General features: G+C 53.8%; 22 protein-coding genes and 2 tRNA genes. 22 read left to right on the top strand and 2 right to left on the bottom strand.

What is annotated here, in order from left to right; translation table 11 throughout:
- Positions 1–36: 36 nt before the first annotated feature.
- Positions 37–900 (bottom strand): hypothetical protein, encoded by an 864-nt coding sequence (locus tag J2Z18_RS25295; RefSeq protein WP_210095551.1) that lies wholly within the window; start codon positions 898–900, stop codon positions 37–39.
- Positions 901–983: 83 nt separating this feature from the next.
- On the opposite strand from J2Z18_RS25295, the gene J2Z18_RS25290 reads away from it, so the two are divergent.
- On the top strand, positions 984–1,325 hold the full coding sequence (locus J2Z18_RS25290; RefSeq protein ID WP_007129485.1) for a DUF5665 domain-containing protein: 342 nt from the start codon (positions 984–986) through the stop codon (positions 1,323–1,325).
- Positions 1,326–1,415: 90 nt separating this feature from the next.
- Here J2Z18_RS25290 and J2Z18_RS25285 read toward each other — a convergent pair whose 3' ends face one another.
- A complete protein-coding gene (locus J2Z18_RS25285) occupies positions 1,416–2,156 on the bottom strand; it encodes a TraR/DksA C4-type zinc finger protein (protein ID WP_007129486.1) in 741 nt (246 codons plus the stop codon).
- Between the two features lie 221 nt (positions 2,157–2,377).
- Between J2Z18_RS25285 and lspA the strand changes: the two genes are divergently transcribed.
- The 21 genes from lspA to J2Z18_RS25180 all read left to right on the top strand — a co-directional run bounded on the left by lspA (position 2,378) and on the right by J2Z18_RS25180 (position 21,338).
- Entirely contained in the window at positions 2,378–2,887 is a 510-nt protein-coding gene (gene lspA, locus J2Z18_RS25280) for a signal peptidase II (protein WP_007129487.1), read from the top strand.
- Complete coding sequence (locus J2Z18_RS25275; RefSeq protein WP_007129488.1) at positions 2,887–3,855, top strand: RluA family pseudouridine synthase; 969 nt, start codon at positions 2,887–2,889, stop codon at positions 3,853–3,855. Before lspA ends, J2Z18_RS25275 begins: the two co-directional genes overlap by 1 nt.
- A 189-nt stretch (positions 3,856–4,044) precedes the next feature.
- A complete protein-coding gene (locus J2Z18_RS25270; RefSeq protein ID WP_007129489.1) occupies positions 4,045–4,197 on the top strand; it encodes an RAxF-45 family protein in 153 nt (50 codons plus the stop codon).
- 150 nt (positions 4,198–4,347) lie between these two features.
- Positions 4,348–6,312, top strand: coding sequence for a ribosomal protection-like ABC-F family protein (abc-f, locus tag J2Z18_RS25265; protein WP_007129490.1), 1,965 nt, complete (start codon positions 4,348–4,350; stop codon positions 6,310–6,312).
- Positions 6,313–6,439: 127 nt separating this feature from the next.
- On the top strand, positions 6,440–7,693 hold the full coding sequence (locus J2Z18_RS25260) for an LL-diaminopimelate aminotransferase (RefSeq protein WP_210095550.1): 1,254 nt from the start codon (positions 6,440–6,442) through the stop codon (positions 7,691–7,693).
- Positions 7,694–8,008: 315 nt separating this feature from the next.
- Complete coding sequence (gene pyrR, locus J2Z18_RS25255) at positions 8,009–8,569, top strand: bifunctional pyr operon transcriptional regulator/uracil phosphoribosyltransferase PyrR (protein ID WP_007129492.1); 561 nt, start codon at positions 8,009–8,011, stop codon at positions 8,567–8,569.
- Position 8,570: 1 nt separating this feature from the next.
- Positions 8,571–9,485, top strand: coding sequence for an aspartate carbamoyltransferase catalytic subunit (locus tag J2Z18_RS25250; RefSeq protein ID WP_007129493.1), 915 nt, complete (start codon positions 8,571–8,573; stop codon positions 9,483–9,485).
- A gap of 123 nt (positions 9,486–9,608) precedes the next feature.
- On the top strand, positions 9,609–10,907 hold the full coding sequence (pyrC, locus tag J2Z18_RS25245) for a dihydroorotase (RefSeq protein WP_210095549.1): 1,299 nt from the start codon (positions 9,609–9,611) through the stop codon (positions 10,905–10,907).
- A gap of 59 nt (positions 10,908–10,966) precedes the next feature.
- Positions 10,967–12,103, top strand: a complete 1,137-nt coding sequence (locus J2Z18_RS25240) for a carbamoyl phosphate synthase small subunit (protein ID WP_007129495.1) — start codon at positions 10,967–10,969, stop codon at positions 12,101–12,103.
- 1 nt (position 12,104) lies between these two features.
- Positions 12,105–15,311 (top strand): carbamoyl-phosphate synthase large subunit, encoded by a 3,207-nt coding sequence (gene carB, locus J2Z18_RS25235; RefSeq protein WP_210095548.1) that lies wholly within the window; start codon positions 12,105–12,107, stop codon positions 15,309–15,311.
- Positions 15,312–15,329: 18 nt separating this feature from the next.
- Positions 15,330–16,067, top strand: coding sequence for an orotidine-5'-phosphate decarboxylase (gene pyrF, locus J2Z18_RS25230; RefSeq protein ID WP_210095547.1), 738 nt, complete (start codon positions 15,330–15,332; stop codon positions 16,065–16,067).
- The gene (gene pyrE, locus J2Z18_RS25225) at positions 16,064–16,705 is read left to right on the top strand and encodes an orotate phosphoribosyltransferase (protein ID WP_007129498.1); all 642 of its coding nucleotides are present in this window, start codon (positions 16,064–16,066) and stop codon (positions 16,703–16,705) included. The genes pyrF and pyrE overlap by 4 nt, the downstream gene beginning before the upstream one ends.
- 243 nt (positions 16,706–16,948) lie before the next feature.
- Complete coding sequence (locus tag J2Z18_RS25220; protein WP_210095546.1) at positions 16,949–17,761, top strand: alpha/beta fold hydrolase; 813 nt, start codon at positions 16,949–16,951, stop codon at positions 17,759–17,761.
- A 99-nt stretch (positions 17,762–17,860) separates the two neighbouring features.
- Entirely contained in the window at positions 17,861–18,442 is a 582-nt protein-coding gene (locus J2Z18_RS25215; protein ID WP_028406168.1) for a TetR/AcrR family transcriptional regulator, read from the top strand.
- Positions 18,443–18,557: 115 nt separating this feature from the next.
- The gene (locus J2Z18_RS25210; RefSeq protein WP_210095545.1) at positions 18,558–18,707 is read left to right on the top strand and encodes a hypothetical protein; all 150 of its coding nucleotides are present in this window, start codon (positions 18,558–18,560) and stop codon (positions 18,705–18,707) included.
- Between the two features lie 4 nt (positions 18,708–18,711).
- Complete coding sequence (locus J2Z18_RS25205) at positions 18,712–19,476, top strand: hypothetical protein (RefSeq protein ID WP_210095544.1); 765 nt, start codon at positions 18,712–18,714, stop codon at positions 19,474–19,476.
- Between the two features lie 336 nt (positions 19,477–19,812).
- A complete protein-coding gene (locus J2Z18_RS25200; protein ID WP_007129503.1) occupies positions 19,813–19,977 on the top strand; it encodes a hypothetical protein in 165 nt (54 codons plus the stop codon).
- 82 nt (positions 19,978–20,059) lie between these two features.
- A tRNA-Met gene (locus tag J2Z18_RS25195) sits at positions 20,060–20,136 on the top strand.
- 54 nt (positions 20,137–20,190) lie between these two features.
- Positions 20,191–20,264, top strand: a tRNA-Ile gene (locus J2Z18_RS25190).
- Positions 20,265–20,878: 614 nt separating this feature from the next.
- On the top strand, positions 20,879–21,034 hold the full coding sequence (locus J2Z18_RS25185) for a hypothetical protein (protein WP_007129505.1): 156 nt from the start codon (positions 20,879–20,881) through the stop codon (positions 21,032–21,034).
- 115 nt (positions 21,035–21,149) lie between these two features.
- Positions 21,150–21,338: a hypothetical protein gene (locus J2Z18_RS25180; protein WP_028406165.1), complete on the top strand. Its 189-nt coding sequence runs from the start codon at positions 21,150–21,152 to the stop codon at positions 21,336–21,338.
- Positions 21,339–21,464: the final 126 nt, after the last annotated feature.

Raw genomic sequence — 21,464 nt, 5'->3', positions numbered from 1 at the left:
CATTTTTTTTGACACCCTCTCGTCTGCTTTGTTTCATTATCGTTTTATCACTAAGGGGTGTCCACTTTTTATTCTAGCTGCAAAAAGGGACTTGTTCCGGTCAGAGAGGGCGGTTTTCGCACCAGAAGTACCTAAAAGGGACTTGTTCCGGTCAGAGAGGGCGGTTTTCGCACCAGAAGTACCTAAAAGGGACTTGTTCCGGTCAGAGAGGGCGGTTTCCGCACCAGAAGTACCTAAAAGGGACTTGTTCCGGTCAGAGAGGGCGGTTTCCGTACCAGAAGTACCTAAAAGGGACTTGTTCCGGTCAGAGAGGGCGGTTTCCGCACCAGAAGTACCTAAAAGGGACTTGCTCCGGTCAGAGAGGGCGGTTTCCGCACCAGAAGTACCTAAAAGGGACTTGTACCGGTCAGAGAGGGCGGTTTCCGCACCAGAAGTACCTAAAAGGGACTTGTTCCGGTCAGAGAGGGCAGTTTTCGCACCAGAAGTACCTAAAAGGGACTTGCTCGGTCCAGAGAGGGCAGTTTTCGCACCAGAAGTACCTAAAAGGGACTTGCTCGGTCCAAAGAGGGCGGTTTTCGCACCAGAAGTACCTAAAAGGGACTTGTTCCGGTCAGAGAGGGCGGTTTCCGCACCAGAAGTACCTAAAAGGGACTTGTTCCGGTCAGAGAGGGCGGTTTCCGCACCGGAAGTACCTAAAAGGGACTTGTTCGGTCCAAAGTGGGATGTTTTTGCACCAGAAGTACCTAAAAGGGACTTGCTCGAACAATGAAGGCGGTTTTTCCCTCCAGAAGTAACCTCTTGTTTTGGTTCGCTGCCGGCAATCTTTGAAGAATGATACGGTTGCAGCGGACGTATACTATCCATGTATTTTTTGTGGGATGCGACGAATACGACGAGCATGTTATGCACTATTTTGGGAACAAGGGAAACGACTAAGCCCGCAATAGCCGAGGCTGTCCAGTGTATAAGGAGGTAGCGGTGTCATGGCGGAACGCAAGGATACGAAGGATCCAGCGGAGCATGCGGAAATGAACGAGGAGGAGCGCTTGAACGCCATCCACCGGATGCTTACGGATATCGCACAGCAGCTTGAAAAGTCGAGGATCGCGGATTATACGCAGCTTCTGAATCGGCCATGGCGGCTGATCGGAACCAACTTGCTGGCGGGGACGGCACGCGGGGTGGGAATTGCGCTTGGGTTTACATTTTTCGCCGCTACGATCATTTATGTGCTTCAAGCCCTTGGCGCGCTAAATCTCCCGATTATCGGGGACTATATAGCGGATATTGTGCGCATTGTGCAGCGGCAGCTGGAGCTTCGGTAAGGCGGCCGGGCATTAGGAGGCTTGGGCGTATGTACAGACCGGCAGCCAGAGGTATTCCGTAAGCTTGCTGCCGGTCCCGCTCACGAGCAATTAGATAAGCGAATCGTCGTCGGACTCCGCATGAGGATCCAGCAGGTAGCTTCCTTCGCCCCGATTCAGGTAGTCGATGTACTGCGGACTGCGGACGATGAACACTTCCGACCCGTCGATGTTGGTGGCCACAAAGTTTTCATACACTTCAACAAAACCGCCCAAATCATCCTCATGCTCAATATCCATTTCGTTATAACTGTCAATATTATTCCCTTCCGCTAAAGCCGGCGAGTTTGAGTTCCCCCAGCTCTCAACAATCTGCCAGGCGTCCTCGCCGTCGAAGGCCGCATACTCATGCTCGTCCATGCTGGACTTGCCGAAGGCGGGAGCCAGCACCTCTTCTTCAACCGGGCGGTCTCTGGAAATTTCCGTTTTCGGTGTATGCTCAACGCAATATTTGGTATCGGGAAGCACTTCAAGCCGTTCATACGGAATCGGCTGACCGCAGGTCTCGCAAGTACCGTATCGCCCGTGATGGATGGCTTCTAGCGCGAAAATGACGCGCTGCAGCTCAAGATCCACCCTGTCCTGAAGCGCAAGGTCCTTCCCCCTTTCGTAGACCTCGGTGCCCAAGTCTCCGGGATGGTTGTCGATATGGGATAACTCGCCCGTATTATCCCGCTCCGATTCGCCGAGCCCATGCTGGTCGTTGTGTACCATCCGTGATTCGAGCTCAGCCTTCCGTTCCATCAGTTTCTGCTGCAGGGTCCTTAGTTGTTCCTGAGTAAGATGCGACATGTTAGGCTCCTCTCCGGTCCGAAGTTGACCTTCTTGTTCTTACCTATATAGTGCGCTGTGTGGGTTCGTTTTACTGACGGAAAATGTTCACCCCATTGGAGAGGAATGGACGTTGTCCGAGCCCCTGTGCTACAATAAGACGAGTTACTGTCCGGTCCTGCGGGGAGCTTGTTGACTCGGGGACGAACCGGCAGATGTAAAGATCGGAGTGACATAAACGAGTGGTATATTATTTGATTGCATTGGTAATGTTTCTTATCGATCAGGGCACTAAATATCTGATCGCCTCGAGGCTGGAAATGTATGAGCAGATCCCGGTTATCGGCAATTTCTTCTTGATTACATCCAGCCGGAACCGTGGAGCCGCATTCGGTATTCTACAGGACCAGCTGTGGTTTTTTATCGTCGTAACGATAGCTGTCGTGGCCGGTATTGTATGGTATCTGCGCAAAATGACGAAGGAAGGCCGCAAATTGCTGCCGACAGCGCTTGCGCTTGTGCTCGGCGGTGCCTTGGGGAATTTTATCGACCGTCTGCTGATGGGCGAGGTTGTCGATTTTCTGCAATTCAATTTCGGCAGCTACACCTTCCCGATATTCAACATTGCCGATTCCTGTATCGTGATTGGCGTTGGCCTGATTATTCTGGATACCATTCTGGATGGAAGACGGGAGAAGCTCAATAAGCTCAATACATCAAGAGAAGTTTCTGGCACGGAAGGGAATGAGTAATGTTGCAGGACGGGCAGCGTACAGATCATGTGGTAGATTCGGACGAGCAGGAGCAGGACGTTCAGGAATGGATCGTCGACGCCGAGTCCGCCAAGACCCGGATCGATAAATACATCACCGATGGACTGGCTGAAGATGTGTCGCGATCTCAGGTCCAGTTGTGGATTGCCGATGGGCATGTCCTAGTCAATGATTCGCCGGTGAAAGCCAATTACAAGGTAAGCCAAGGAGACCGGATTGCGCTGACCATACCGGCCCCATCGGTCGTCGAGATTGTTCCGGAGGATATTCCGCTCGACATTGCATATGAAGACCGTGACGTTATCGTGGTCAACAAGCCAAGAGGGATGGTGGTTCATCCGGCCCCCGGCCATGTATCAGGGACCTTGGTGAACGCACTGATGCATCACTGCAAGGATCTATCCGGCATTAACGGCGAGCTCCGTCCGGGGATCGTCCATCGGATCGATAAGGACACCACAGGGCTGATCATGGCCGCCAAGAATGATAAGGCGCACGCGTCTCTGGCCGCACAGCTGAAGGAGCATAGCGTGAACCGGCGCTATCTGGCACTGGTGCATGGCAACATCAGCCACGATCAGGGAACGATCGATGCGCCGATCGGCCGGGATCCGCAGGATCGCAAAATGTATACAGTCACGGACCGGAACAGCAAGCATGCGGTGACGCACTTTACCGTTGTTGAGCGATTCGGCGATTACAGCCTGCTCGAGCTGAAGCTGGAGACGGGGAGAACGCACCAAATCCGGGTGCATATGAAATATATCGGCCATCCCCTTGTTGGAGATCCGGTATATGGCAAGAGCAAGGGAATCAAGCTGAACGGACAAGCGCTGCATGCGGCCGTGCTCGGCTTCGTCCACCCTGCAAGCGGACAATATTTGGAGTTCTCGGCACCTATGCCGGAGGACATGGAAGAACTGCTGACGATTTTAAAGAGCCGTTAGCGGTTCTTTTTTTGTTGGTTCCTGCGGTGCTCCCAAAAAAAGATCAAAAGGTCAATGACAGTACAGACGCTGCCGGGGTCAGTGTCCAGGCTTTTTACCCTATTCGGGCAGCCGTTCATACACAGACTTGCGCTATCATTTGGCAATATGGTATATTGTCGATAACTTGAATGAAGGAGGTGAGGCAGGATGAATATCGAGATGGTGAACAACCGTATTAGCCAGCTACCTATGGCAATGGCTGGCATTGTTCATGCTTTTTCCGACAACGGGAGAGGTCTGTCCATTTTTAAGCATACGGAATTCACCATCGAGAAGTCACCTGCCTGCCTGTACGGATGAAGCCTGATTAATCGGGCTGTTTAGTATCCTTAGGTCTCGCGGAGCTTGCTCTGCGGGACCTTTTTGCATTCCGGGCGAGGTCTTCTCCAAAATACGGATTCGGCATGGCTTTATCATTACAGGTCATGCCGGTACAGGAGGAAGCCTAGAATGAATATGATTGATGCACAACAGTTAACTTATTACCACGGCGCCAATCTGGTGCTGGACCATATATCGTTTGAAGTCCGCGAAGGCGAGAAATTAGCGCTGATCGGACGAAACGGCAGCGGGAAGACAACCCTGATGCGTCTTCTGGCCGGAATCGAGCAGCCGAGTGAAGGGCGTTTAGCGATCAAGAAGGATGCAAAGGTAGGATACCTGGAGCAGATTCCAAAGGATACGAAGGATTGGACGGTGTGGGATGTCCTGTCCTACGGCTTGCGGTCTTTGAAGGAATGCAAGTCGGCGATGGCCGAGCTGGAGTCTCGGATGAGCGATCCGGCGGCTGCCGGGGATGCCCAAGAGCTGGAGCGGCTGCTCCGGCGGTATGCGGTGCTCCAGGAGCAGTTTGAACGCGGGGGAGGCTATGAGATGGAGGCGAGCATCGACAGAATCGCATCGGGGCTCGATATTTCCCAGTCGATTTATGATCTTCCATTCAGTGCCTTATCGGGCGGGGAGAAGACCCGGGTGATGCTGGCTTCCCAGCTTATCGTGAAGCCTGATTTGCTCCTGCTTGACGAGCCGACCAATCACCTGGATTTGCGGCGCACCGAATGGCTTGAATCATTTTTGCGTGATTATTCCGGCACCTGTGTCGTCATCTCGCATGATCGGTACTTTTTGGACCGCGTGGCGACGCGAACCATAGAGCTGGAAGACGGGGAGGCCTTTACGGCCGCTGGCGGCTATACGGCTTATATGGAAGCGAAGGAGGCAAGGCTGCTCCAGCAGTTTGAGCAGTACCAAGAGCAGCAAAAGATCGTCAAGAAGATGAGGGAATCGATTCGGCAGCTGGAAGAGTGGGGACGGATCGGCGGAAACGAGAAGTTCTTCAAGCGGGCTGCCTCGATGCGCAAGGCACTGGAGCGGATGGAGCCGGTCAAACGGCCGGTACTGCAGCGCAGATCGGCCGATTTTGACCTGAATCCTGAGGAACGGACGGGACGCCGGGTGGTGAGCTTTGAGCAGGTTGTTCACGCTTATGGTGATGAGCCTGTACTGCATGGCGTATCGGGGCTGTTGGAATTTGGGGAGAAAATCGTGCTCATGGGGGCGAACGGCAGCGGAAAAACGACACTGTTCCAGGTGCTGCTCGGCAAACTCACGCCTGCTCAGGGCTCCGTTGAGTTGGGCGCCCGCGTGGACGCAGGTTATCTTGCCCAGGAAGAGAAGCCGGAGAATCCGCAGGAAAGCGTCCTCGAATTCTTCCGGCAGCATGCCGGGATCGGTGAAGGGGAGGCACGCGGCAAGCTGGCCCGTTTCCTGTTCTACGGTCCGGCGGTTTTCAAGGCGGTGGGCCAGTTATCCGGCGGGGAATGGACGAGGCTGAGGCTGGCTGTGCTGATCCATCGAAAGCCGAATCTGCTGCTCTTGGATGAGCCGACCAATCACCTCGATATCGAATCCCGGGAGGCGCTGGAGGATGCTCTGCAGGAATTCACGGGCACCATTCTTGTCATCTCCCACGACCGGTATTTCGTCAATCGGATCGGCGAGAAGATATGGGAGCTGGAAAAAGGCCGTTTGACTGCCTACTTAGGGAGCTACGATGATTTCCGTGCCAAGAAGGAGCAGCTTGCTTTGGTAAAAGCGGAAGGAACCTCAAAGACAGAGGCAAGCGATCCGGTGAAGCAGCTGGCGCAGCAGCTGTCCGCCGAGGATCGGCGCAGAAAGAAAGCTTCAACGGCTGATTCAATTATAGAGCCGTCTGCTATGGACCGAATGAAGCGGTTGGAGAAGGAAATCGCGGAGCTCGAAACGCGAATCCAGCGTCTGGATGAAGCGATTGAAGGAGAAGCTAATCCGGAGAGCGAGGAGGACTTCGCAACATTGGAGGAACGCTGGAAGGAGCGGGAGTCTTTATCGGCGATGCATGACCGTCTGCTGGCAGAATGGCTTGAGCTCTCGTGATGCTGACGCATTTTCCCAATTAGAAAAAGTACAAATCATCTGATACAAAATACATGGCTCCAGCAGTCCATTTACGGCATATTTAAATTAAAAATTGGATTGTATAAGCAGGAGATGAGTACAAACGATGAGCATCGATAAATATCAGGAAACGTATATTCAACAGAACTTTGCCGATCGAATCGGCGGTGCTAACTACGGTAAAGACACAGCCATTTATAAATTCGAGAAGATCAAAAGAGCCAAAGCTGCCGCGAAGCTGGAGCATCCCGATACGGAGCTGATCGATATGGGCGTCGGCGAACCGGACGAGATGGCTGACGCCGGGATCGTAGCGAAGCTGGCCGAAGAAGCGGCTAAGCCGGAAAACCGCGGTTACGCCGATAACGGAATTGCCGAGTTCAAGGAAGCCGCTGTCCGCTATTTGAAAAACGTATTCGGTGTGGAAGGGATCAATCCGGCCACGGAGGTGCTCCATTCCATCGGCTCCAAGCCGGCGCTTGCCATGCTGCCGTCATGCTTTATCAATCCCGGCGACGTCACGATTATGACCGTTCCGGGATACCCTGTGCTCGGTACGCATACTAAATATTTGGGCGGCGAAGTATATAATGTGGAGCTGAAGAAGGAGAATGATTTCTTGCCGGACCTCAGCTCCATTCCGGAAGATATCGCACGCCGGGCGAAGCTGCTTTATCTGAATTACCCGAATAATCCGACGGGGGCAAGCGCAACCTACGAATTTTTCGCCGAGGTCGTTGAGTGGGCCCGCAAATACGGCGTTGTCGTGGTGCATGACGCTCCATATGCTGCGCTGACCTTTGATGGCCTGAAGCCGCTCAGCTTCTTGTCGGTGCCCGGGGCGAAGGATGTCGGTGTGGAGCTGCATTCCTTGTCCAAATCCTATAACATGACCGGCTGGCGCATCGGCTTTGTTGCCGGTAACCCGCTTGTCGTCAAAGCGTTCGGCGATGTAAAGGACAACAACGACTCCGGCCAGTTCATCGCGATTCAGAAGGCTGCCGCTTACGGCCTGGACAATCCGCAAATTACGGAGAAGATCGCAGAGAAGTATTCCCGCCGTCACGATATGCTGGTGGAGATGCTGAACGAGCTTGGCTTTACGGCCGAGAAGCCGAAGTGCTCCTTCTTCCTATATGTTGAAGCCCCTAAAGGCATTAAAGGCGGACGCCGCTTTGAATCCGGCGAAGACTTCTCACAATACTTGATCCGCGAAAAGCTGATCTCGACGGTACCTTGGGATGATGCCGGCCATTTCGTACGGTTTTCCGTAACCTTTATCGCGAACGGGGAAGAGGAGGAACGGCGCGTCATCTCTGAAATCCGCAGAAGGCTCAGCGACGTCGAGTTTGAATTCTGATTGGTAAAATTTTGGGTTTGGTTCATGACTTTATTCGACATGATCGCAGTTGACAACTCTTATGGGGTCTGTCATAATGAGATCAATCGAATAGCACCTTTAAATCAGTCCCGTGAGGCTGGCAAGGTAACGTGAACCGAGGTTCATTTTTGTGGAGGCATAGCTCTGTCTGCGGACGGTTGCTGCTGCCTGCCTATCTCTGTGAGATCAACTCCTTGCCCAGCGGGCAAGGAGTTTTTTTGTGTGTATGAAACTGGTTGATTTCAACAGACTGGTTAAGGGCTAATCCAAGAAGTGAATAAGGAGGAAACAAGGATGAGCAGTGAACAGCATGTCATTATGGACGAGACGGCGATCCGCCGTGCGCTGACAAGAATTGCCCATGAAATATTGGAAAAGAACAAGGGGATTGAGGATTGCGTGCTGGTCGGTATCCGTACGCGCGGCGTTTTCCTGGCCCAGCGAATTGCTGAGCGGATGAACGACATTGAAGGCACCCCGATCCCTTGGGGGGAGATCGACGTAACCTCTTACCGGGATGACCGTGACAGCAAAGGAGCGGCTGCCGGCGCAGGCGAAGGGGCCAAGCAAAGTTTGGCGCATCTGGACATTCACGACAAGAAAGTGATTCTGTTTGACGATGTGCTGTACACCGGACGGACGATCCGGGCGGCGATGGACGCCTTGATGGATTGCGGCCGTCCGAGAATGATCCAGCTGGCGGTGCTGGCAGACCGCGGTCATCGCGAGCTGCCGATTAGACCGGATTATATCGGGAAGAATGTTCCGACCTCCAAGCAGGAGGAAATTACGGTGTCGCTGAGCGAAATCGACGGCAAGGACGAAGTGACCATCAGCCACAGAGAGGAACGATAATATGACGACAACGGCCATTTCTTTGAAAGAACGCAGCCTGCTGGGATTAAAGGATATCAGCCGGGATGAGATCGCATCGATCCTGGACCGTGCAGCTTACTGGGAAGCGCAAACGGACAAAGTGATTCCGGTTCTCCAATCGAAATTTGCAGTGAACATGTTCTTCGAAAACAGCACGAGAACGAGATTTTCCTTCGAAATGGCCGAGAAGCGTCTTGGGGCCGAGGTGATGAACTTCGCGGCGGCCGCTTCGAGCGTCGAGAAGGGAGAATCCATCTACGATACGGTACGCACGCTGGAGTCGATGGGCGTCGACGCGGGGGTGATCCGGCTGAAGCCTGCAGGCGTTCTGCAGGAGCTGGCCGAGCGGGTATCGATCCCGCTCGTCAATGCCGGCGACGGAAACAATGAGCATCCGACGCAGGCTCTGCTGGATCTGTATACGATGCGAAAGTGCTTCGGCGAGCTGAGAGGGCTGACCGTATCGATCATCGGCGACATCAAGCACAGCCGGGTGGCCCGCTCCGACCTATGGGCCCTGCAAAAATTCGGCGCGAGCGTACAGTTCTGCGCACCCGAGTCGATGCAGGCTCCGGAGCTTGCGCAATATGCGCCTTACGTTTCGATGGAAACGGCGCTGAAGGCCGACGTGGTCATGATGCTGCGGGTTCAGCTGGAGCGCCACAATGAAGGGCTGTTCAAGTCGAGCAGCGAATACCGGGAGCAATACGGGCTGACGGAAGAGCGGGCCGCGCAGCTGGCCGGCCACACCATTATCATGCACCCGGCACCGGTCAACCGGAATGTGGAGATCGACGATGCGGTGGTGGAAAGCCCGAGATCGATGATTTTCAAGCAGATGTCCAACGGGGTTCCGATCCGGATGGCGGTTATGGAACGGGCGATGAAAGGGTAATTGAAGCGGCATAAAACGGTAAGAAATGAAATCGGGATTAATAAATATACACAAATATGAATTTTTATTATACAATATACAAAGAAGCGAATCGAAGCTTCGCTTTCGGAGGGGAATCTTAAGATGCAGATGCAAGTCATTAAAAATGCAAATGTGATCAATGAGCAGGGGCAGCTGGAACTTAAACATATCGTAATTGCAGGCGGGTTGATTGAAGCGGTGGTCAGTGAACTGGCGGATCTGCCGCAAGATTCCCGCGCACAAATCATCGATGCGGAGGGCAAGCTGGTCACGCCGGGATTCATCGATATGCATGTGCACTTAAGAGAGCCGGGCTATGAGCATAAGGAAACGATCGAAACCGGCAGCCGCTCGGCGGTTAAGGGCGGATTCACGACGATCGCCTGCATGCCGAATACAAGACCGGTAACCGATACGCCGGAGACGGTGAAGCTGATCCTCGATAAAGCGCGCGAAGCGAATCTGGCGAAGGTGCTGCCATACGCGGCCATCACGAAGAACGAGCTTGGACGCGAGCTGACGGATTTCGAAGCCTTGAAGGAAGCCGGGGCCATCGGATTTACGGATGACGGCGTCGGCGTTCAGAATGCGCAAATGATGAAGGATGCGATGAGAAAGGCCAAGGCGCTCGGCATGCCGGTCATCGCCCACTGCGAGGATGACTCGCTGGTGAAAGGCGCTTGCGTAACCGAAGGGGAGTTCGCTGAGCGCCACGGGTTGAAGGGAATCCCGAACGAATCGGAGGCGATTCACGTCGGGCGCGACATTTTGCTGACGGAAGCTACGGGCGTGCACTACCATGTGTGCCACGTGAGCACGGAGCAATCGGTCAGATTGATCCGCCAGGCGAAAGCGATCGGCATTTCGGTAACGGCCGAGGTCTGCCCGCACCATCTGGTGCTGTCGGATGAAGATATTCCGGGCCTTGACGCGAACTGGAAAATGAATCCCCCGCTGCGCTCGCCGCGCGATGTAGAGGCTTGCATCGAAGGGCTTCTGGATGGAACGCTGGACATGATCGTAACCGATCATGCGCCGCACAGCGCCGAGGAGAAAGCGAAGGGGATGGAGTTGGCACCGTTCGGCATCGTCGGATTCGAAACAGCCTTCCCGCTGCTCTACACGAAGTTCGTCGCCACGGGGAAATGGGATCTGTCGCTCCTGGTACGCCGGATGACCAGCGACCCGGCTCGCGTGTTCGGACTGGACAGCGGCGTGCTGAAAGCCGGCGCCGCTGCGGACCTGACCATGATTGATCTGAATGCGGAGAAGGAAGTGAACCCTGAAACGTTTGCGACGAAAGGCCGCAACACCCCGTTTACCGGATGGAAGCTGAAGGGCTGGCCGGTTATGACTTGGGTCGACGGCGAAGTGAAGTGGTCCGAACAAGGCGGGTTTTAGTAACACTTAGGCAATTGACCTATAAAATATATTACACATAGATGACAGGAGTGATCGGGATGCAGGCAAGATTGTTACTGGAGGATGGAACGCTGTTCGTCGGGAAGTCCTTCGGCGCGGATGCTGAGATGACCGGAGAGGTCGTATTCAATACAGGAATTACAGGATATCAGGAGGTGCTGAGCGATCCTTCGTACTGCGGACAGATCGTTACGATGACGTACCCACTGATCGGAAACTACGGCATAACGCGGGATGACTTTGAATCCATTCGGCCGTTCGTGCACGGATTCGTCGTTCGCCGACATGAGCCTGTTCCCAGCAACTGGCGTGCAGAGTACAGCGTCGATAATCTGCTGAAGGAATACGGCATCCCAGGGATCAGCGATATCGACACCCGGATGCTGACCCGGATTATCCGCCACCACGGTACGATGAAAGGGATTCTGACCACGTCCAGCAAATCGGTGGAAGAGCTGAAGGAAATGCTCGGACTCACCACGATCGATGAACTGCGGAATCAGGTAGCCAGAACATCCACGCCGCAAATGTTCTCGAGCCCGGGCTCCAAGGAGCGGATCGTCCTGGTCGACTTTGGGGCAAAAAGCGGGATCCTGCGCGAGCTGACCTCCCGCGGCTGCGATGTGATCGTGGTCCCTCATGACACGACCGCCGAGGAGATCCGCAGACTGCACCCGGACGGAATTCAGCTGTCCAACGGTCCTGGGGACCCGAAAGACGTTCCTTATGCCGTGAACATGGTGAAGGAGCTGCTCGGCGAATATCCGATCTTCGGCATCTGCCTGGGTCATCAGCTGTTCGCGCTGGCAGCCGGCGCCGATACCGAGAAGCTGAAGTTCGGGCATCGCGGCGGCAACCACCCGGTAAAAGATCTCGCCAGCGGCCGCTGCTACATCACATCGCAGAACCATGGCTACACGGTGAATGAAGAATCCGTCAAGAGCACGGAGCTCGAAGTGACTCACATCAACAATAACGACAAGACGATTGAAGGCTTGAAGCATAAGAAATTCCCGGCTTTCTCCGTACAATATCACCCGGAAGCTGCACCTGGACCGCACGACAGCAGCTACTTATTCGATCAGTTTCTTGAGATGATTCGAGAGCACAAGCAGAACGAAGTCCGGAAACCGCGCCAGGCGGTTCTGGCCGCAGCCGTGAAAGGAGCTCGCTAATATGCCAAAAAATGAATCCTTGAAAAAAATACTCGTCATCGGCTCCGGTCCGATCGTAATCGGTCAGGCCGCAGAATTCGACTATGCCGGCACACAAGCTTGCCAGGCGTTAAAGGAAGAGGGCATCGAGGTTGTGCTGATTAACAGCAACCCGGCCACGATCATGACGGATACCAACATGGCGGATAAAGTATACATCGAGCCGATCACGCTGGATTTTGTAACCCAAATCATCCGCCAGGAGCGTCCGGACGGCCTGCTGCCAACGCTGGGCGGCCAGACCGGCCTTAACATGGCAGTGGAGCTTGCACGCGCCGGTATTTTGGAACAGGAGAACGTGAAGCTGCTTGGAACGCAGCTGGAATCGATCGAGAAAGCGGAGGACCGCGACCTGTTCCGCGAGCTGATGCGCGAGCTGGAGCAGCCGGTGCCGGAAAGCACGATCGTCACGACGCTTGAAGAAGCGCTGGCATTTGCCGACGAGATCGGATACCCGGTCATCGTACGTCCGGCTTATACGCTGGGCGGCACGGGCGGCGGGATCTGCGCGAATGAGGAGGAGCTGCGGGAAACGGTGAGCTCCGGTCTTCGCTACAGCCCGATCAGCCAGTGCCTGATCGAGAAGAGCATCGCCGGCATGAAGGAAGTGGAGTATGAGGTTATGCGCGATGCGAACGATAACTGCATCGTCGTCTGCAACATGGAGAACTTCGACCCGGTCGGCGTTCATACGGGAGACAGCATCGTAGTTGCGCCGAGCCAGACATTGTCAGACCGCGAGTATCAAATGCTCAGATCCGCTTCGCTTAAAATCATCCGCGCCTTGAACATTGAAGGCGGATGTAACGTACAGTTCGCGCTTGACCCGAACAGCTACCAATACTATGTCATCGAGGTTAACCCGCGGGTCAGCCGCTCCTCGGCGCTGGCTTCGAAAGCGACGGGCTATCCGATCGCGAAGATGGCGGCCAAAATTGCCATGGGTTATACGCTGGATGAGATCGTCAATCCGGTAACAGGACAAACCTATGCCTGCTTCGAGCCGACGCTTGACTACATCGTCAGCAAAATTCCGCGCTGGCCTTTCGATAAATTCACGCAAGCGAACCGGAAGCTTGGAACGCAGATGAAAGCAACGGGTGAGGTCATGGCGATCGGCCGTACCTTCGAGGAGTCGATTCATAAAGCGGTCCGCTCGCTTGAGATCGGCGTTCACCGCCTCTACCTGAAGGGTGCGGACGAGCTGAGCGAGGATGTCCTGAAGCAGCGCCTCGTCAAGGCCGATGATGAACGTATATTCCTGATCGCGGAAGCGTTCCGCCGCGGCTACGGGCTGCAGGAAATTCAGGATCTGACCCATGTCGACTGGTGGTTCCTGGACAAAATCGAGCGCTTGATCAAATACGAAGACCATATCCGCCAGGAGGCTGCGCTGACCTACGAAACCTTGTTTGAAGCGAAGCGTCTCGGCTTCACGGACCGCGCGATTGCAGAGCTTCGCGCCGAAGGCAAGGCGAGCACGCATACGACCGAGGAATCGATCCGCTTCCTGCGCCGTGAGCACGGACTGCGTCCGGTATACAAGATGGTTGACACCTGCGCAGCCGAGTTCGAAGCATCGACACCTTACTATTACTCGACGTACGAGACGGAGAACGAAGTGATCGAATCCTCCAAAGAGAAGGTAGTCGTTCTGGGCTCCGGCCCGATCCGTATCGGTCAAGGCATCGAGTTTGACTACTCCACGGTGCACGCCGTATGGGCGATCCAAAAGGCCGGTTACGAAGCCGTCATTATCAACAACAACCCGGAAACGGTATCCACGGACTTCAACACGTCCGACCGTCTCTACTTCGAGCCGCTCTTCTTCGAGGATGTCATGAATGTCATCGAGCAGGAGAAGCCGGTCGGCGTTATCGTGCAGTTCGGCGGACAAACGGCGATTAACCTGGCTGCTCCGCTCGCGAAAGCCGGCGTCAAAATTCTCGGCACAAGCCTCGAGAGCATCGATGAGGCCGAGGACCGCAAGAAATTCGAGGCGCTGCTGTCCAGACTGAACATTGCCCAGCCGAAAGGCAGCACGGTAACGTCGGTGGATGAAGCTGTAGGAACTGCCCAATCCCTTGGATATCCGGTTCTTGTTCGACCATCGTATGTACTAGGCGGACGCGCGATGGAGATCGTTTACTCCGACAGCGAGCTGCTGAGCTACATGGAGCAGGCCGTGAAGATCAATCCGGAGCATCCGGTTCTGATCGACCGCTACATGCTCGGCAAGGAAGTCGAAGTGGACGCGATCTGCGACGGCGACACGGTACTGATTCCGGGAATCATGGAGCATGTGGAGCGCGCAGGCGTTCACTCCGGCGACTCGATCGCGGTTTACCCGCCGCAATATTTGACGCAGGAACTGAAGGATAAGATTGCGGAAATTACGATCAAGATCGCGAAAGAATTGAATACCCGCGGATTGGTAAACATCCAGTTCGTTATCTATAAAAACGATGTGTACGTCATCGAAGTGAATCCGCGCTCTTCAAGAACGGTGCCTTTCCTGAGCAAGGTAACCGGCATCCCGATGGCCAACCTTGCAACTCAGGCCATCTTGGGCGGCAAGCTGAAGGATCTCGGCTACGAGGAAGGCATGTGGCCGGAGAGCGAGCATGTATCCGTTAAGGTACCGGTCTTCTCCTTCGCGAAGCTGCGCCGGGTTGAACCTACGCTCGGTCCGGAGATGAAGTCGACCGGCGAGGTGATGGGCCGGGACGTGAAGTATGCCAAAGCGCTGTACAAAGGCTTGATCGGAGCCGGAATGAAGATTCCGTCCACCGGCGCGATCATCGCAACGATTGCAGACAAGGACAAAGCCGAAGCGGTAGATCTTCTGAAGGGCTTCCATAAGCTAGGTTACAAGATTGTGGCTACCGGAGGCACGGCAGCCGCACTGAAGGAAGCCGGACTTGATGTGACGACCATCAATAAGCTGTCCGAAGGCAATCCGAATATCCTTGACATGATCCGGACGGGCGAAGCGAACTTCGTCTTCAACACACTGACAAAGGGTAAGACACCGGAACGTGACGGATTCCGGATCCGTCGGGAAGCCGTTGAGAACGGCGTAGTATGCATGACCTCGCTTGATACGGTTCGCGAGCTTCTGACGATGCTGGAGACGATCAACTTCTCCTCTGAAGCGATGCCGGTTTAAGTCGGGAGGAGGAACTAGATGAACGCCAGCTATCAAGAAATGGCGGGCCGCCTGATGGTGGCCCTGGATTTTCCGGATGCCGCCCGCGCGATGGAACTGGTGCGGCGGTTAGAGGGAATTCCATGTTACATGAAGGTGGGCATGCAGCTCTTCTACGCTGCAGGTCCGGACTTCATAAGAGAGCTGAAGGCAGCAGGATACTCCGTGTTCCTGGATGTCAAGATGCATGATATTCCGAATACCGTAAAAGGCGGCTCGCACAGCGTTACCCGGCTTGGCGTGGATATGTTTAACGTCCATGCCGGCGGCGGGCTGGCGATGATGCAGGCGGCAATAGCCGGGGCGGAGGCCGCAGTGGCGGACACCCCGGGCCTTGCCATGCCTACGGTCATCGCGGTTACGCAATTAACGAGCACGAGCCGTCAGGTGATGAACGAAGAGATCGGTATCGCAGGTTCGGTGGAAGACACCGTCGTCCGATACGCAGAGCTTGCCCGCCAAGCCGGACTTCACGGCGTTGTGGCTTCTTCGCTCGAAGTAGAGGCCATCGCCGCAGCCTGCGGGAAGGCGTTTAAGACCGTGATTCCGGGCATCCGGCCCGCAGGCTCGGATGTGGGCGATCAGAAGCGGGTGCTGACACCGGGAGAGGCGATCCGCAAGGGCAGCCACTATCTGGTTGTCGGCCGTCCGATTACGGCTGCTTCAGATCCGCGGCAAGCCGCCGAACAAATTATAGAGGAGATGATTCAAGCATGAGTACACTCGCGAATATTCCACAACAGATCGCATCCTATTTGCTGAAGATCGAGGCGGTATCGCTTCGTCCGCATCAGCCGTTCACATGGACATCGGGCATCAAATCCCCGATCTACTGCGACAACCGGCTGACGATGTCCTATCCAGAGATTCGCGAAACCATTGCTGAGTCATTCGCGGCGGTCATCCGGGAGCAGTATCCGGAGGCGGAAGCGATCGCGGGAACCGCAACGGCAGGCATTCCTCACGCAGCATGGGTGTCCCAGAAGCTGAATCTCCCCATGTCCTATATTCGCGACAAAGCGAAAGGCCATGGCAAGGAGAATCTGATCGAAGGCCTGATCAAGCCCGGCCAAAAGATCGTTGTCATCGAAGACCTCATCTCCACCGGCGGCAGCTCGCTGAAAGCTGCGCAAGCGGTGAAAGATGCAGGCGCACAGCCGCTGGCTGTACTGGCTATCTTCAGCTATCAGCTGGATAAAGCGGTACAAGCCTTCGCCGAGGCAGACATTCCGATGCAGAGCTTATCGAACTACACGGCGCTGATCGATGTAGCGCTTAGCGAGAATCGGATTCAAAAGGAAGATGTGGAGCTGCTCAAGTCTTGGAGAGCGAATCCGTCGTCCTTCGGAGTATAAATGCAATCGTTAATGCCTTCAGGGGCTGTTCCGGGTCAGTAGACTTGGGGGCAGCCCTTTCTTTTGCTTTCACGATATTGAGCTCCTCTGTTTCAACGTTGATCTACCCTTGTTGGAGTATTTTATAGCTAGCAAAAAATAGACTATCCTATTTAAAGAAGTATAAAATAATTGTAATCACTCGATGATTATTCGAAATAATTGTACTATAATTGAGTTATAAGTACATTTTTGGAGTTGGATATGGGGGTGGGGAGTCTGAACCTGTACGTTAAGGAAAGCGGCAACCAAGACGCTTCGCGGATGATGGTGTTCTTACATGGGGGCGGCGTAAGCGGGTGGATGTGGAACAAGCAGGTATCTTTTTTTAAGGACAGCTGGTGCTTGGTCCCTGATTTGCCCGGCCATGGCCGGAGCAGCGGAGATCATGTCTCTTTTTCCATAAAAGAAACCGCGGAACAGATCTGTGATCTCATTTCGGCAAAGGCGGACGGCAGAGAGGTTGTTGTTGTCGGCTTTTCATTAGGTGCGCAGATCCTTGTGGATATGATGTGCCAGAACCCTGAGCTTATCCATTATGCCGTCGTAAACAGCGCATTGCTGCGTCCGATGCCGGCAGCCCTTCGGATGATCGTACCGTCCGTCCGGCTCAGTTTCCCGTTGATGAGAAGAAGATGGTTTTCCAAGCTGCAGGCCGGTACGCTCTACGTTGGCGAGGATGATTTCGAGCACTACTACGCCGAATCGCTTCAGATGAACCAGAAGCTGCTCGTTTCCGTGCTGACGGAGAATATGTCCTATTCGCTCTCGCCGCAGATCGCGGAGTCGAATGCGAGGCTGCTGGTTACCGTCGGGGAGAAGGAGCGGGGCATCATGAGAAAATCGGCGGAGGATCTGGTAGGGCACTCCGACCGTGCTGTCGGCGTCGTGTTTCCCGGCATCGGGCACGGCATACCGCTCGCCAATCCCGAGCTGTTTAACCATGTCGTTGACGGCTGGCTCGGCACGGGGGCCGTCTCTTCAGATGTAGACTCCATCCGGGCGAATCCGCGATAAGCACAGCCAGATGATATCTGGGTACCTAGAGGTCACTGAAGGCGTTAACTACGGGGAGTATTTTAAAGCGCATTACGAAAGAGGAGGACAAGCCACTTTATGAAGGCGAAGAAAGAAGCTGTGCTTGAAGCGGGGAAGCGGTTATTTTTAGAACAGGGGATCTTGCAGACGAGCATGGAGCAAATTGCCGAAGCCGTTCCGGTGTCCAAAATGACCCTCTATAACTATTACCACAGCAAAGAGGGGCTTCTGGATCAAGTCGTAGACCGGCTGATTGAGGAGATGATGACATTATACCGCGGCGTGATGGACCAGGCGGAGAATCCACTAGAGGCGTTGACAAGCTTGTATCAGGATCAGGAGGCATTCCGGAAGATTGCCTCGCAGAAGTTTGTGACCGACCTGGCCAAGTTTCCGGATCAAATGGAGAAGCTGAGGAAATTCAATGAGAAGCATGTTGTGCCGGAGTTTGAAATGCTGATCTTTAAAGGCCAGCAGCTGGGACAGATTCGGAAGGATATCTCGCCGCAGGTGCTTGTTGCTTTTCTGGCCTTCATTAAGGAGTTCTCCGCCCGTACGGAGTGGTACGCCGGTCTGGGCAGCTTGAACGCGATCAGCGAGCAGCTGATGACGATTCTGTATTACGGAATCATTCAGAGAGACGGGCCGCAAGAACATTGAACGAGCAAACATATTCCGGGTAGGTACTCTTCACGGGATGTTGTTTCGCGGCGTCTCGCGCTGGGCTCGTTAATCGACCGAGTGAAATGCTAGTTTCCTTGGAGGATTGTCCGAGATGGCGAAAATACGTGTAGGGCCTGAAATATTAAGCCGGCAAGGGGCGGAGACGGGAAGAAGATACCGTGACCGAAGGCTTGAAGAGGGGGGCGGAGAAGATCGGTTCAACGATGGCCGGCTGGTTCAAATAACTATGGGGAGTGGATGAGGAGATGAACATTTCAGAGGAGGAACGGTTTCATTTTCGGCTCATTCCGGCAGAGCAGATCCGTGGAGGCATCGTATGCTTTCTGTTCATTCTGCTTATTCCGGCTCTCGTAACGCTGGCGTCGCCGATAATGTCGCCTTACTTCTATGCGGCTTGTGCGATCTGGGCTGTGATGCTCATATGGGGAATCGGGATCGGGAGCAATCCTTACCGATCGGAGGTCGCGTTTGTGCTTTTCATGGGCGTATTCAGCCTGGCGCTGGCGTTTACCTGTCAAATTGCTGTTCTTAAAATGATGTACGATCTGGCCGGATTGACCGGCATCGGTTATGGCGCAAGTTCGCTTGGCGGTATGGTGCTGCTGTTCGGCGTGTTCTATACGCTGCACTTCAGGGCTCTACAGAAAGGTGCTTACCAATCGATGGAACGAAAGGGCGGAGTCGGCAAGGCGGGGAGAGTGGCTCTGCTGTGTGCGGGCATCGGCTATGCGGCTTACTATATCGCAGTCGCTGTCATCGGGGATATCGGCAGCTTTGTGATGGGGATGGCCGCCTTCACGGTGCTGCTGGTCCTTGGCATCTATATGGCGGTCGTCTTTATTCACCGCTATCTCTTTATCCGGCAGCATATGGATAAGCTGAAAGCCCACTACCCCGTTCTGGGAATGCCGAAAGAGCAGCGCACGGCGGCGCATTTGACGAAGATGAACGGCGGGAGCGGTCAGCAGCCGGCTCATCGTACACGCAAAAAAAGGAGGGGATCGAGATGAAGGAGCAATCGCTGCTTCCGAACGGCTCTATCGTCATTTTGAAGGAAGGCGAAGGCGGAGCCGATGAATTTGATAGCATGTTGCGTCCGTGGAACAGGAGCTGATGAGCATAGAAGCCTGGTTTTGCCGAGGCTGACGGTCAGCGATAGCGTAAACTAATGGAAAAGTCCTGAATTGCAGCCGTCATCCAATAATCGCGCAGTAAGGCATGTGCAGCGGTTGATGTGATGATGGTTTTGTCCATGCACTCGCTTTTGGCGGTAAAGCGGTTTTTTACAGGAATACTGGACATAATATACTTTGTCTAGATGATCTTGGGAAAAGGAGCAAGCGGAGATGAACTGGGTATATTATGGAAAGCTCTATACGAGCAAATTTCAGGCCGGCTGCTTTGCCAAACGGCTGGAGCAGGATGCATGGCTGTTCGGCTATAATGATCCCCGTATCGTTGAAGTGTATCGATCCAAAAAAGGCCGCTATGGGGTTCGCTTCCTCCCTTAATGAAAATTCCACCAAAACATACTTGACGAGCACCAGTGAAATAGTGTATATTTATTCTTGTCGCTGTTTATGACAGCATTGTCGCGGGGTGGAGCAGTCCGGTAGCTCGTCGGGCTCATAACCCGAAGGCCGCAGGTTCAAATCCTGCCCCCGCAACCAATTTATTTCATTCGATGTATGACGTCCTTATGAATACGTGTACATGATTACTCAGGGCCCTTAGCTCAGTTGGTTAGAGCGGTCGGCTCATAACCGATTGGTCACAGGTTCGAGTCCTGTAGGGCCCACTCACACAAAACCCTTGCGCAGCAAGGGTTTTTTTCTATTTACACAGATAACATTCATGGACTGACGTGTTGGCCTTTGCAGGATACAAGCAAGGAAGGCAATGGGCGAAAGGGATCGAGAAGACCTACTTTTTGAAGCCAAGATTTTATTCTGTATATGATGGGTTAGTTTGTATTTGAACAAATATTAAGTAATCCGTAAGCCAAAATACCGCATCCCACGATAAGATACAGCCAGCCGATCCTTCTAATCATTAGGATATATTCCGGGTCTGGCGACGTGTCCCCCTGCTTCAGCTTCCATGCTTTATACCTCGTGCTCCAGGCGGGGCGCCATATTCCCAACCAACCGCGAGCGATAAAAAAGATGGCAAACAGAATCATCGCGATAACAGACATGGTTCACCTCTCTATATAAAATGCAGCTTTAGCCTACATAACGGCAATACAAAACCCAAGCGCATTTCTTATCTGAAATTATACCATGATCTGGAAGCCCCGCGGAGCTTTCGTGACAAGCGGGTCGTCTATGAATCGAAATCCTGCCGCCCGATGCAACGGTTGATCCCAATACTGCGTATAAACCATAAAGAAGCCTGAGGGAGGAGACTTTGATGGGCAATGAGTTTTATGTAGGCTGGGGCACGCTCGCCTTGATCAACGCCGGACTGGCCCAAGGGAAAAACCGAAGCGGCCTGAACTGGTTTCTTTTATCCTTATTCCTGGGACCTGTCGCAACTTTTCTTATTGTTATCATGGGTAAGGAATAACGGGTGTTTCATCCGCTCGCCGATACCCCCAAAAATTTGAAATTGTGGACAGCTTACGTTACATTTTAAAAGGGAAAATGGAAAATCATTCAATGAACGGGACGGGGGATCAAGCGTGTCAGAATGGCTGCTTAATCAATCGTGGGGGCTGCCGGTATTGGCGGCTTTCCTGGCGGTTGTGCTGGTGTTCGAGATAAGGAAGGCCATCAAGGCCTTTAAGGAGAAGAAACGATTTGAGCTCGGGATGGCGGTAGTGTTTGCGGTAGTCGCAGGCTTGGCCTTATTTGTTTTATTTTATTTCTAGGTTGTTCGGTTGTCCGATCAAGATCATATCGTTGCAAAAAAAAGCAAGCTGCCTGAGGATTTGTCCTCGGCAGCTTGCTTAGGTTTGATGTTATTTCGCTTCGGGTACCCCAAAGCTCCCGACAGG

This window comes from Paenibacillus lactis (assembly GCF_017873605.1).
Lineage (GTDB): Bacteria > Bacillota > Bacilli > Paenibacillales > Paenibacillaceae > Paenibacillus_AQ > Paenibacillus_AQ lactis.
The sequence above is the reverse complement of the archived record's forward strand: the minus strand, read 5'-3'. Positions and strand labels throughout refer to the sequence as shown.